Raw genomic sequence first — 12,716 nt, forward strand, 5'->3', positions numbered from 1 at the left:
TCTCACCGATGCATGGGGAGTGCCGTAGGTGAAGTCACGCGCGGCCGGTGGGGCCAGCAGGCGCCAGGCCATGGCGGAGCATGTCCTGCGGCATGGCTCGGCCTCGATGACGGAGCTCGCCGAGACGTTCGGCGTGAGCGTGATGACCGTCCACCGTGACCTGGACCAGCTGGAGAGCCAGGGCATGGTGCGCAAGTATCGCGGTGGCGCGAGTGCCCAGGCCTCCAGCATCTTCGAGAGCAACATCGCCTACCGCAAGACCGCCCAGACCGCGGAGAAGGAGGCGATCGCCCGGCATGTGGTAGGGCTGATCGAGCCGGGGAGCTCGGTCATCATCGACGACTCCACGACCGCGCTGGCCGTCGCGCGCCATCTCGACGAGGTGGCTCCCCTGACCGTCGTGACCAACTTCCTGGAGGCGATCAGGCTCCTCGCCCCCATGCCGGGCATCCGGCTCATGGCGCTCGGCGGCGAGTACTACCCGACGCACGACTCCTTCCTGGGCGTGGCCTGCGTCGACGCGGTCGAGGCGATGAACACCGACACGGTGGTCGTCTCCACCTCGGCCATCTCCGACCGGCACGCCTTCCACCAGGAGCAGGAGATCGTGCTGGTGAAGCGGGCCATGCTGGCCGCGGGCACGCGGTGCGTCCTGGCGGTCGACCACACGAAGCTCGACCGCGTGGCCTTGCACCGGGTCGCTCCTCTCGACGCCTTCGACGTCATCGTGGTCGATTCGCACGCGCCGCCCGAGGCCGTACAACGGCTCCGCGACCGGCATCACCGGGTCGACATCGCCCAGGTCGGCTAGTGCGCTGTCCACGGACGTCCACCGGATCGACCTCACCGTTCGGATACAGAGGCCCCTACCAGGTGACAGGGAGCCGGTGCACGCCGTAGATGGTCATGTCCGTACGCATGGGCACCTCCTCCCGCGGCGCCGCCAGCCGCAGAGCGGGGAAGCGCTCGAACAGCGCCCAGTACGCGATCCGCATCTCGAGCCTGGCAAGCTGTTGGCCCAGGCACTGGTGGATACCGTGTCCGAAGGCCAGGTGCCCGGTCGACGAGGGCCTGGTGACGTCAAGGGTCTCGGGAACCGGGAACCGTTCGGGGTCGCGGTTGGCGGCTGGGATCGACAACGTCACCACCTGGCCCTTCCTGATGGTCCGGCCGGCGATCTCGACGTCCTCCAGCGCGGCCCGCATCGGCCCGAGGTGGGCGACCGACAGGTACCGCAGCAACTCCTCGACCGCACCCTCCGTCCGGGCTGGGGTCGCGCGCAGCGCGGCGAGCTGGTCCGGGTTCTCCAGGAGGACGTACGCGCCCAGGCCAAGCATGGCTGCCGTGGTCTCGTGGCCGGCCACCAGGAGCAGCAGGCCGACCCCGGCGATCTCCTCCTGCGTCAGTTCGCCGTCGGTGACGAGGCTGGTGAGTAGGTCGTTCGCCGGGTGCGCCTGTTTCGTCCCCGCGAGCTCGTACAGGTAGCCGAACAGGGAGGCCGTCGCGCCGACGACCTCCTCCTTTGTCGATCCGTCGCGCAGGGCAGTGGCGGAGTCGTGCTGGAACCGTTCGCGATCGGCGTATGGCACACCCAGCAGCTCGCAGATCACCAGGGAGGGGACGGGCAGGGCGAACTCGCGTACCAGATCGGCGGGCGCGCCGACACGTTCCATAGCGTCGAGCACCTCGGTGGTGATCTGGTTGATCCGCGGCTCCAGGGCCTTCAGCCTGCGCACCGTGAACTGGGCGGTGAGCTGACGGCGGAAGCGGGTGTGGTCGGGCGGGTCCAGTTGCATGAAGAAGCCGGGAGGTTGGACGAAGCTCGCCGGATCGAACCCCTCCCAGGCGACGGGCCAGCGCAGCTTCTCCAGGCGGCTGCTGAACCGGGCATCGGCCAGCACCGCCCGGGCGGCCGCGTAGCCGGTCACCAGCCAGCCGTCGTGGCCACCGGGGTAGCGCATGGGCTGGATGGGCGCCTCCTCGCGCCAGCGGCGCAGCTTCTCCGGAGGGTCGAACGGGGATGGGCGTCTCGTGGGGAAGGTAATGGTCACGCTCTCGCTCCTCAACAACTGGAGAATCCTCTACATTTGTAGAGTATCGACGGCGTGCGTCGGTCTCTGAGGCGGTGTGGTCGTACAGTCAGCCCTCGCCGACGGTGGCGAGCAGCGCGCGGATCTTGGGCCGCAAGTCGGGCAACTCGCCTGGGTCGCTGAGCAGGTGGTCGAGGAGCAGGCCGTCGCCGTACGCGATGAGGTCACGGGCCCACAGGTCCGCGTCGGGCACGCCGGAGTCGGCCAGCAGGCGGGTGATCAGGGCCCGCACGCGGGTGCCGCCGGCCACGAGCACCGCGCGCAGTTCGGGCCGCCGCGTGGCCTCCAGGGACAGCTCGTACCTGGCGAGCTGGCGGTCGCGGCTCGTGCTGAGCCACTGCCCGATGAGCCAGGCTGCGGCCTCGACCAGGCCGTCTCGACCGGTGCCGGCTGACTCCGCCCGCTCCTGCATCGCGGCCAGGTCGGCGGCGGTGTGGTCGGCGAGCCGCTCGACCGTCGCCTGGAGCAGCGCCTGCCGAGTCCTGAAGTAGTAGGAGGTCGAGCCTTCCGGCAGGTCGGCCGCCCGGTCGACGGCGCGGTGGGTCAGACCACGCATGCCTTCCGCGGCGAGGAGCCTGATCGCCGCGTCGGCGATCTCCTGTCGTCTCGACACGGGCCGAGTCTAGTGGTGGCTTGGTCCATCCCACCGGGAGGCAGGATGGAGGCCCACCCTGCTCCCGGCCGCGGGCTAGGGGAGGGCGGTGCGGGGGACGGCGAAGATGGCTCGGCCGCAGCTCAGCGGAGTGGCTGTCTCAGTGGCGCACTGGTTCTTCGTCCATTCGGTCATCGACCAGACCAGGCCGGTGGCGTAGTCGTAGGTGAGGGACTCGGGATGCATCCCCCAGCACTCATAGGCCGAGCTGTAGGGGTTGGCGCAGGTGTGGGATCTGCCGGTGGAGGTGTTCAGGGCCCATAGCTCGCCTGCCTCGTCCGGCCAGCTGTGCGCCACATACCAGGTGCCGTTCCAGGACAGCACCCCCTGCATGTTGCCGACCTGGGTGCGGTACGCCTGGGCCGCCGGGGTGTAGCCGCTGGCGTTGGCGCTGAGCAGGAAGTTCGCGCCGCCGAGGTTGTATCGGTAGACCCTGCCGTGCAGGGCGGGGTTGCTGAAGTACTCGACGGCGGTCAGGGAGTCGGGGGTGGTGCTGCGGTCCAGGGAGATGGAGGCGAAGCACGGCACGCCCGTGTCGCTGCTCATGGTGCACGTGCCGCTGGCGTAGCTGTAGAAGCCGACCTCCGGCATGACGTACTGGTAGCCGTACGCGGCGTACCCGCTGCTCGTCTTGCCGATCGCCGAGCTCGCGTCGTTGACCTGAAGGATCTCCGACATGCTGAACACCCTGATGCCGGTGGAGTTGGCGCCCGTCGCGCTGACGTACAGCTTGTCGCCGTACCAGGCCATGCCGCCCATGTGCGTCTTGGCGGGGCCGAAGGTGTTGTTGGCGTAGCTGGTGACGTTCGGGTCGGTGGTGCCGTCCGTCGGCGCGACCAGGTAGACCCAGCGGTACTTCGGCGCCGACGGGTTGGTGTAGTCGATGAAGGCGACCCTGGCGTCGTTGTTGCGGAGGTTCGCGCCGCATTCGCTGGAGTTGCAGTAGTTCCAGCCGCTGAGGATGGCCTTGTACGCCCCCCAGGTGCCGTCGTCGTCGGCGTCGCCGGAGGTGGTGAGGCTCTGCGGGATCCACGTCTCGGTGCTCGCGTCACCGCCGTCCCAGCACCAGCTGACCGTGGCGGCCGGCTTGATCGGCAGTCCTGCGGCCTCGGTGCTGTCGCAGGTACGCATGGGGTGGTTGGCGCTGGTCATGACGTCGGCGAAGTCGACCTCGGTGAGGCCCGGCTGCGCCTTGAGCGTGCTCAGGCCGGTCGTCGGGTGCCAGATGACACCGGCTCCGGAGACGGCGACGAGCGGGGTTCCGTAGGCGGAGTCGTCGACGGGGTCGGCGTGCGCCGGAGTGGCGACGGCGAGGGGGATGATGAGTAGCAGAAGGATGGCCACGAGTCTGGACAAGGGGGTGTCCTCTCTTACCGGCACATGTCCCCCATATTTCGAGAAGGGGACAGCAGAAATCATGGAATCCGGAGCAGGCCCTCAGATAGCACTAAACACGTCTTAGTCGGATGAAATTGACATCAATGCGACGACTAGGGTGGCGGCTGTGACGGCCACCCCCCTGAAGTTGTCCCGAGGTCTGCTCTTCATCGCCGACGGCTCTCCCGCCTACGCGCGGCGCTACACGCACGACGGTGAGGAGCCCGTGCACGCGCACAGCTTCGTGGAGATCGCCGTCGTGGTCGCCGGCACGGCCGTACACCTTTCCTCCTCTGGGCGGCAGGAACTGCAGGCCGGGGACGTCGTCCTGTTGCGTCCAGGCGTGTGGCACGGGTACGAGGACTGCGCGCGGCTCGTCCTGTACAACTGCTGCATCGGCACCGACCTGCTCCGCAACGAGCTGTCGTGGACGCGCGAAGACCCCCGGCTGGGCTACCTGCTCTGGACCGGTCCGCACTCGTTACAGCGGCGCGGCCTGCTGACCACCCATTTGGCGGATCTTGATCTGCGTACGTGCCTCGGCTACCTGGAGGCGCTCGACGGGCTGCGCGACCGCAGCATCCAGCGGCACCGGGCCGACGTCATCGGCTGGCTCTCACTGTTCCTCGGGCACCTGTCCCGCACCGTCGACACCGGCCAGGACGAGGCGGCGGCCGACGGCGCGGCGACCCATCCGACCGTCATGCGCGTGGTGGGCATGGTGGAGGGGGATCTCGCCCACGACTGGACGCTGAACGAGCTGGCCGGGGCCGTCGCGCTCAGCCCCGCCTACCTCGTGCGGCTGTTCAAGTCGGTCACCGGATTGCCGCCGATGGCCTACCTGGGCCGGCTGCGCGTCGAGACCGCGGCCGACATGCTGCTGCGCACCGAGGAGCCGGTGACGTCGATCGCCCGGGCGGTGGGCTGGCCGGACCAGAGCCACTTCGCGCGCCGCTTCAAGGCGTACTTCGGACTCAGCGCGACCACCTACCGCAACCGGTTCCGCACCTGAAGACCTAGTATTCCGGCCCGTGCCCGGGAGGTACGCGGCCGCTCCCCGCTTCTATGAGATGTTCGGCCTGGTCGGCGGCGAAAACCTGGATGGCGGCCCGTTCGGCCGCGTCGCATGGCAGCAGCGGCGGGGCCACGTGCTCGGTGCACAGCCCGCGCTGGCGCAGCAGCTCCTTCACCGACGGTACGCCCGGCCGGATGGCGTGCAGAGCGGCGAGCCCGTCGGCGACCGTCTGCAGATGGTCGAGCGCGGCGTCGTTGCCCGTCTCGTACGCCGTGACGAGCCCGGCCATCGGCCCCGGCGCGAAGTTGGCCAGACCCGGCGCGATCCCGTCCGCTCCGGCACGCAGCCCGCTGGCAAGTCGGCCCTCCGCCCCTTGGGTGACGCCCACGCCGCCCACTTCGCGGGCGATGGCGACGATGCTCGCGAACAGCTCCGCGTCCCCGGAGCTGTCCTTGATCCCGATGACGTGGCCGAGCCGCAGGACCCGCGCCACCAGGGTGGGGGTGAGCGGGTTGGCGTAGCGGGGCGCGTTGTAGGCGACGACGGGCACGCCGTACTCGGCCAGGGCGGCGAAATGCGCGACGATCTCGTCGTCCCGGTGCCTGAAGTAGCCCGGCGGGCTGAGCAGGAAGGCGTCCGGCTCGGCGGCCAGCGCCGCTTCGGCTTTGGCGCGCGCGTCGAGCGTGCCCTGCGCCGATACGTTGACCAGCACGGGGCCGTCGGCGACGAGGGAGCGCCAGGCGCGGGCGGCGGCCGTGGCGTACGCGCCGATGGACGAGGCGGGCAGCAGCGAACCTTCTCCGTTGCTGCCGAGCAGCAGCAGCCCGCGCACGCCCGCGGCGGCCAGGCGGGGAAGCAGGTCGGGGGCGGCAAGGTGGTCGGGGCGGCCGGGAGCCGCCATCGGCGTGACGACGGGCGCGGTCACGCCGCGCAGCAGGGTTCGGCCGTCGTTCATGATCAGTGTCCCTTGACGGTCGGTCACGAAGCGCCTTTCTCCATGCGGACAGGGGTCGGTCGTCGTGCGACGCCGACCCCAAGTGCTGACCCCAGGTGCTGACCCGAGGTGCTGACCTCAGGTGCTGTCCTGAACGCCTGCGGTGGACAGCTCAAGAGCGGCATCGAGCAGGCCGCGGGTGTACTCGTGCCGCGGCGACCCGAGAACGTCCGCCGTCATCCCTTCTTCCACCACCACACCACGGCGCATGACGGCGATCCGGTCCGCGATCTGGTGCACCACCCCGAGGTCGTGGGAGATGAAGAGCATCGCCAGATGGTGCCGCTCACGTAGGTCGACCAGCAGCCGCAGGATCTGCGCCTGGACCGACACATCCAGGGCGGACACCGCTTCGTCGCACACCAGCAGCCGCGGCCTGACGGCGAGCGCGCGGGCGATGCTGACCCGTTGGCACTGTCCGCCGGACAGCTCGTCCGCCCGGTGCCGGGCGACGCTCGCGTCGAGCCCGACGTCGTCGAGCAGGCGGTGCAGCGCGGCGGTACGGTCGCCGGGCGGGGCCGAGCTCGGATGGGTGCGCCAAGCCTCGTCGATGATGGCGGCGACGGTCATGCGCGGGCTGAGCGAGGACCGCGGGTCCTGGAAGACCATCTGCGCGGCACGTTGCTGCGCCGTGGTCCGGCGCCCGACCGGTCCCACGGGCACGCCGTCGAGCATGACGGAGCCGGACTCGGGCCGGACCAGGCCGACCACCGCGCGGGCCACCGTGGTCTTGCCCGACCCGGACTCTCCGACCAGTCCCACGATCTCGTCCGGAGCCACCGCGAGGCTCACGCCGTCGACCGCGACGAACTGCCCAGACCGCCGCTCAGCGCGCGAGCTGAACCACGAGCCAGGGCGGTCAGTGCGCGACCCGAGCCAAGCGCCACGGCGGCCGAAAGTGACCCGCAGGTCGCGCACCTCCAGCAGGGTCCCGCCCGCGTCAACGTCTTCACTCATCGCGACAGCAGCTCCTCGGCGAAGTGGCACGCGGCCCATCGGCCGGGCGCGACGGATCTCGGCTCCGGCTCCTCGGTACGGCACCGATCACGTGCCAACGGGCACCGAGGGTGGAACGCGCACCCCGGCGGCCGGTTCGCCGGTGTGGCCGGCGTGCCCGGCAACGGGTGCGCCAGCGCGGTACGGGTCCGCACCGCGGGCACGCTCTCGACCAGCGCACGGGTGTACGGGTGGGCCGGGCGAGCCAGCACCGCCGTGGTGGGGCCGCGCTCGGCGACCCGGCCGGCGTACATGACGACGACCTGGTGCGCGACGTGCGCCACGACCCGCAGATCATGGCTGACCAGGAGCATCGCCAGTCCCTGGTCCTGCTGGATGGAGCGCAGCAGGCGCAGGATGCGCGCCTGCACGGTGACGTCGAGCGCGGTGGTGGGCTCGTCGGCGAGCAGCAGCGCCGGGCTGCCCGCCAGGGCGAGGGCGATCATGGCCCGCTGTCGCATCCCGCCGGAGAACTCGTGCGGATAGCTGCGCATCCTCGTGGCCGGTTCCGGTACGCCCGCCAGTTCGAGCAGTTCGAGCACCCGCCGGCGCACCTCGGCGCGCGGGCGGCCGGCCCGGCGGAGGATCTCGCCCACCTGGCGGCCGATCGCCTGCGTCGGATTGAGTGCGGCCAGCGGGTCCTGAAAGATCATCGCGATCTCGTGGCCGCGCAGCCGGCGCCGCCGGGCGGGGCTCGCCCGGAGGAGATCCTCGCCCCGCCAGCGCAACTCCCCGCCGGTCGCCGCGCCGTTCGGGAGCAGACCGATCATGGCGTTCGCGGTCATCGTCTTGCCGCTGCCCGACTCGCCGATGAGCCCGACCGTAGTCGCCGGCGGGATGTCGAACGTCACCCGGTCGACGACGCGGATGGCACCTCCGGCGACGGGCAGGTCGATGACCAGCCCGTCCACCTCGAGCAACGGGTCGCCCGTCGTGGCGTCGGACACCGGCCGAGGGTGTGACGTCCGCGTTCGGCTCATGAACCGCTGACCTGCATGCCGGCGAAGTCGGGCAGTCCGTTCGGATCCGGCGTGACGCCGGTGACCCGGTGGTTCCAGACATAGGCGTACTTGACCGCCATCGGGAACATGCCGACCGCGTCCCGCCAGATGATCTTGCTGGCTTCGCCGTACAGCTTGACCCGCTCGTCGGCGTCCGGGCTCGCCCCGGCGGCGGCGAGCAGCTTGTCGAGCTCGGGGTTGCAGTAGCCGTTGCGCTTGGCCGCGCAGGGGTACAACCGGCCGAGCGTGTTGGCCGAGTCGAACGTGGGGTTCGACAACTGCTGGAAGTTGATGTCCCAGTTCAGGGCGAGCAGATCCTTGGTGAACACCGCCTGCTCCTTCTCCAGCAGGTCCACCTGGACGCCGATCTTCTGCAGGTCGGAGACGATCGCCTGGTTGAACGGCCGGAACTCGGCGTTGGCGAACTGCAGACGCAGCTTGGTGGCGAAGTCGAAGCCGGCGGCTTTCAGCGCGGCCTTCGCCGCGTCCGGGTCGTAGCGGACGGGTTCCTGGGGGACGTGGCCGAGGGTGACGGGCGAGACCGGGGCGTCGGCCAGGGTGCCGGTCTGCGGGTACAGCCGCTTGATGATGGTCGCGAAGTCGACCGCCTGCCACAGCGCCCGCCGTACCTTGGCCTCCTTCAGCGCCGGTACGGAGGAGTTGAACCACATGGTGAACACGGCGGTGCTCGGCACCGTCTCGACCTTGAGGTTGGAGTCGCGCTGCAGTTCCGCGAGCTGGTCGTCGGGGATGCCCCAGATGAGGTCCACCTCGCCGGTCCGCAGTGCGGTCATCCGGGCCGCGAGCTCGGGCATCTTGCGGATGGTCACCCGTCCGAGCCGGGGCGCGCCTGCGTAGTAGCCGGGATTCGGCACCAGCACGAGCGTCCCGGCCGCGTCGAACTTCTCCACCTTGAACGGCCCTGATCCGACCGGGTTCTTGAAGAACGCCGGATTCTCGCCGGTCAGACTGCCGGGCAGCACGTAGAAGATGGCCAGCTTGTACGGCACCGCCGCATCCGGTTTCGCTGCCTTCAGCACCACCTCGGTGGGCGAGGTGGCGGTCATCGTGTAACCGGTGAAGTTGGCCGAGCTCGTGCTCTTGAGCTCGATGAACCGCTTGAACGAGGCGACGACGTCGTCGGCGGTGACAGGTTTGCCGTCGCTGAACTTCACGCCCTGCCGCAGCGTGAACGTCCACTGGGTGGCGGAGGCGTCGGGCTTCCAGGCGGTGGCGAGGTCACCCTGCAGGCTGCCGTCCGGGCGTGGCCGCATCAGCCGGCTGAAGATCGCCTGGGCGGCGAGCTGGGTGCCGGTGGCGCTGCCGGCCAGGGGACTGGCCGGGTCGAGGTTGTCGATGGGGTAGGTGCCGGCGACGGTGATCTCACTTCCGCCGGTGCCGCCGCCGGTGCCGCCACCGGTGGCGGCGCTGCATCCGCTCAGCGCGATGGCCGCGGCGGCGATAAGGGCCAGTGCCGCGTGGCGCGGCCTGCCTGAGGCAAGAGGTCTGGTCATGGACGTCTTCCCGTCTTCAGAGGGCTTCAGGGGGTGCTTGTGAAGGGAAGGAGGGTGTGCCGGTCGGACGTGGGCCGGTGCCTTATCTGAGATGTCCGCGTCCGTATCGGGCGGTGAGCTGGTCGCCCAGGATCCCGATGTTGATGATCAACAACGACAGTGCGACGCCGGGCAGAGCCGAGATCCACCAGGCGGTTTCGAGGTACTGCTTTCCGTTCGCGATGGTCTGGCCCCACGAGACCGCCGAGTTGGGCAGGCCGATGCCGAGGAAGCTGAGCCCGGCTTCGGCCAGCACGACGAGGGCGAACTCCAGCGTCGCCAGGGCGACCACCGGGCCGGCCGTGAGCGGCAGGATGTGCCGCAGGAGGATGGACACCGGCCGTACACCGAGGACGCGGGCCGCGTCGATCCAAGGCCGCTCCCGGACCGACAGCGCGACGCCGCGGGTGACTCGCGCGAACGAGATCCAGGCCGTCGCGGAGAGCGCGGTCACGACCACCAGGACGCTGCGCTCGAAGGCGCCCGCGATCACGATGGTCAGCAGGATCGCCGGGAAGGCGAGCAGGATGTCGATGCCACGGGCGAGCACCGTGTCCGGCCAGCCGCGAAAGTAGCCGGCGACGATGCCGATGGTCACGCCGATCAGACAGGAGACGACGACGGTCGAGACACCGATGATCACTGACGTGCGAGCACCGTAGACGACCTGGGCGAGGACGTCCCGGCCGAGACCGTCGGTGCCGAACCAGGCGATCCCGCCCGACGTGACATGCGATCCCGGGCTGAGCAACCGGTCGTCGAGAGCGACGCGCACCGGGTTGTAGTCCATGACCAGCGGGCCCGCCCCGCCGACCACGGCGTAGATGGCGAGCACGGCGTACGGGATCCGGCTGAGCCACCGACCGGCCGCCCCACGCCCGCGGCCGACGCCGGGCAGGACATCGACGAGGGCGGTCATGCCGCACCGTCCAGTTTGATGCGCGGATCGAGTTGGGAGTAGAGCAGGTCGGCGACGAGATTGAACAGCATCACGATGCCGGCGATCAGGAAGGTCGCCGCCTGTACGACGGCGTAGTCGCGGTTGGAGACCGCGTCCACCACGAGCGTGCCGAGTCCGGGCCAGGCGAAGACGTTCTCGACCACGACCGCCCCGCCCATCAGGCCGGCCATGTGCAACCCGACGATGGTCACCACGGGGATGAGGGAGTTGCGCAGTGCGTGGCCGAGCAGCACCTGCCGCTCGGTGAGACCTTTGGAGCGAGCCGTCTGGATGTACGGCTCGCGCATGGTCTCCGCGACGCTCGTCCTGGTCAGGCGGGCCACGATGGCGGTGAACGGCAGCGCCAGCGTGATCGCCGGCAGGATCAGGTGCGCGGGCGTGCCCGCCCCCGCGCTGGGCAGCAGGCGGAAGGCCAGCGCGAAGATGAGGATCAGCATGATGCCCACCCAGAAGGTGGGGAACGACTGCAGGGCGATGGTGCCCGCGGTGACCACGCGATCGACGACGCCGCCCGGACGCCCGCCGGCCAGCAGTCCGAGCACGAGGCCGAGGGCCACGGCGATGAGGGTGGAGGCGAGCATCAGGTCGGCGGTCGCGGGCAGGCGCTCGAACACCTGCGACATCGCCGGCCGATCGAAGCGGTAGGAGCCGCCGAAATCCAGCCGCGCCACGTCGGCGAGATAGCTGAGGTACTGCGTGAACACCGGCCGGTCGAGTCCGAGTTTCGTGGTGAGCTCGGCCACCTGCTCCCGGCTCGCGTCCGGGCCCAGCAGGATCGTCGTCGGATCGCCCGGGGCCACCCGGACGATGAGGAAGATGAGCGAGGCGGCTCCCCACATCACCAGCACGCCGACGAGCAGCCGTTTGGCGATGACCCGGATCATGTGTCGTCCCAGATGTTCCAGCCGACGGCTGCGGGCTTGGTCACTGCTATCTCCTTGGTGGTGCCACCGTCGCGCCCGGAATGAGGGGGCATTCGACGTATTCTCTGCGGGCCTCCGGCTCGGGCGCCTCCAGCAGCCGCACCAGCAGGTGGGTGGCTTGCCGGCCCATCTGCTCGCGTGGGACCACCAGGCCGGTCCAGGGCGTGTCGGTGCGGGACGCGCCGGTGGAGTCGCCCAGCACGACGATGCTCAGATCGTCCGGGACCGACATTCCGTGCCGCTGCGCGCAGGTCAGAAGCTCCTCTGCCAGGAGGATCTGCTCCGCCACCACGGCGGTGATGTCGCCGTGCCGGATCTCCGCCAGCAGACCCGGCACATCGTCGGGGGACTTCAGCGTCCATACCGGACCGGTGAGCCGCCTGGCTTCCCCGGCGGGCATCGCTCGCTGGAATCCCTTCTCCCGATCTCGGCTGGGCTGCGCCCCGCCGTCGCCGATGCGGGCGTAGGCGATCCGCCGGTGGCCCAGCTCGTACAGCTGTTCAGTGAGCTGCTGGGTCGCTCCGGCGTAGTCGGCCGCCACATAGGAGATCGGCACTCCGGATACCTCCCGGTGTCCCACGTAGACGAACGGGTAGCCGGTGTCGCGCAGCCGTTCGATCTCCTCGACGTTCGGGTCGCGCCCGAGCAGCAGCGCGCCGTCCGCGAGTGACAACCGGGTCGCCCCGTCACGGAAGACCTGCCGCTCGCCACCGCCGCTGGTGAACATCAGCAGGTCGTAGCCGAGGTCCGCGGCCGCCTGCTCCATGCCGAGCAGGAACGGGAAGTAGAAGTCCACGCTGGTCGTCGGGAAGACCGGTTCGAAGGTGTGCACTCCGATGATCTTGTTCTGGCCGCCGGCGAGGGACCTGGCCGACGGGTTGGCGACGTAGCCCCATTCGCGGATCGCCGCCAGCACTCGCTCTCGGGTCGTCGGACTGATCCGGACGTCGTTCCGCTCGTTCAGCACGAGCGAGACGGTGGCCTGACTGACGCCCGCGAGGCGCGCGATGTCGGCCTGGGTAGGTTTTCGCACCGGTCCGCGACTCATCCGAGCCCCCTGCTAGGGCCTGTATGGAGTTGAGATCAATGGGATTGGCTGCGCTGCGGTCTGTGGTCCTGGTAGGCCATCGCCATGGCGCGTGGAGACCTCACCG

At 69.9% G+C, this 12,716-nt stretch carries 12 protein-coding genes; 2 read left to right on the plus strand and 10 right to left on the minus strand.

Annotated elements, in window-relative coordinates; translation table 11 throughout:
* Positions 1 to 28: 28 nt before the first annotated feature.
* The gene (locus AB0B64_RS53290) at positions 29 to 811 is read left to right on the plus strand and encodes a DeoR/GlpR family DNA-binding transcription regulator (protein ID WP_357939296.1); all 783 of its coding nucleotides are present in this window, start codon (positions 29 to 31) and stop codon (positions 809 to 811) included.
* Positions 812 to 866: 55 nt separating this feature from the next.
* Here AB0B64_RS53290 and AB0B64_RS53295 read toward each other — a convergent pair whose 3' ends face one another.
* The 3 genes from AB0B64_RS53295 to AB0B64_RS53305 all read right to left on the minus strand — a co-directional run bounded on the left by AB0B64_RS53295 (position 867) and on the right by AB0B64_RS53305 (position 4,098).
* On the minus strand, positions 867 to 2,051 hold the full coding sequence (locus AB0B64_RS53295) for a cytochrome P450 (RefSeq protein WP_357939298.1): 1,185 nt from the start codon (positions 2,049 to 2,051) through the stop codon (positions 867 to 869).
* Positions 2,052 to 2,139: 88 nt separating this feature from the next.
* Positions 2,140 to 2,703 carry a TetR family transcriptional regulator gene (locus AB0B64_RS53300; RefSeq protein WP_358200936.1) on the minus strand — a complete coding sequence of 188 codons (564 nt, stop codon included), beginning with the start codon at positions 2,701 to 2,703 and terminating at the stop codon, positions 2,140 to 2,142.
* A 75-nt stretch (positions 2,704 to 2,778) separates the two neighbouring features.
* Complete coding sequence (locus AB0B64_RS53305; RefSeq protein WP_357939302.1) at positions 2,779 to 4,098, minus strand: hypothetical protein; 1,320 nt, start codon at positions 4,096 to 4,098, stop codon at positions 2,779 to 2,781.
* Positions 4,099 to 4,246: 148 nt separating this feature from the next.
* Here AB0B64_RS53305 and AB0B64_RS53310 point away from each other — a divergent pair, with 148 nt between their 5' ends.
* Positions 4,247 to 5,131 carry an AraC family transcriptional regulator gene (locus tag AB0B64_RS53310; RefSeq protein WP_357939304.1) on the plus strand — a complete coding sequence of 295 codons (885 nt, stop codon included), beginning with the start codon at positions 4,247 to 4,249 and terminating at the stop codon, positions 5,129 to 5,131.
* Between the two features lie 4 nt (positions 5,132 to 5,135).
* Here AB0B64_RS53310 and AB0B64_RS53315 read toward each other — a convergent pair whose 3' ends face one another.
* From AB0B64_RS53315 to AB0B64_RS53345, 7 genes are all read right to left on the minus strand, one after another.
* Complete coding sequence (locus tag AB0B64_RS53315; protein WP_358200951.1) at positions 5,136 to 6,089, minus strand: dihydrodipicolinate synthase family protein; 954 nt, start codon at positions 6,087 to 6,089, stop codon at positions 5,136 to 5,138.
* A 117-nt stretch (positions 6,090 to 6,206) separates the two neighbouring features.
* On the minus strand, positions 6,207 to 7,085 hold the full coding sequence (locus tag AB0B64_RS53320) for an ABC transporter ATP-binding protein (RefSeq protein ID WP_358200961.1): 879 nt from the start codon (positions 7,083 to 7,085) through the stop codon (positions 6,207 to 6,209).
* Positions 7,082 to 8,071 carry an ABC transporter ATP-binding protein gene (locus AB0B64_RS53325; protein ID WP_358200969.1) on the minus strand — a complete coding sequence of 330 codons (990 nt, stop codon included), beginning with the start codon at positions 8,069 to 8,071 and terminating at the stop codon, positions 7,082 to 7,084. The genes AB0B64_RS53320 and AB0B64_RS53325 overlap by 4 nt, the downstream gene beginning before the upstream one ends.
* Before the next feature lie 29 nt (positions 8,072 to 8,100).
* Entirely contained in the window at positions 8,101 to 9,639 is a 1,539-nt protein-coding gene (locus AB0B64_RS53330; protein WP_358200979.1) for an ABC transporter substrate-binding protein, read from the minus strand.
* Between the two features lie 82 nt (positions 9,640 to 9,721).
* Entirely contained in the window at positions 9,722 to 10,597 is an 876-nt protein-coding gene (locus AB0B64_RS53335; RefSeq protein WP_358200985.1) for an ABC transporter permease, read from the minus strand.
* Positions 10,594 to 11,523 (minus strand): ABC transporter permease, encoded by a 930-nt coding sequence (locus AB0B64_RS53340; protein ID WP_357939316.1) that lies wholly within the window; start codon positions 11,521 to 11,523, stop codon positions 10,594 to 10,596. The genes AB0B64_RS53335 and AB0B64_RS53340 overlap by 4 nt, the downstream gene beginning before the upstream one ends.
* Before the next feature lie 46 nt (positions 11,524 to 11,569).
* Complete coding sequence (locus AB0B64_RS53345; RefSeq protein WP_358200997.1) at positions 11,570 to 12,595, minus strand: LacI family DNA-binding transcriptional regulator; 1,026 nt, start codon at positions 12,593 to 12,595, stop codon at positions 11,570 to 11,572.
* Between the last annotated feature and the right edge of the window lie 121 nt (positions 12,596 to 12,716).

This window comes from Nonomuraea sp. NPDC049129, from assembly GCF_040648495.1.
In the GTDB taxonomy this organism is placed as follows: domain Bacteria; phylum Actinomycetota; class Actinomycetes; order Streptosporangiales; family Streptosporangiaceae; genus Nonomuraea.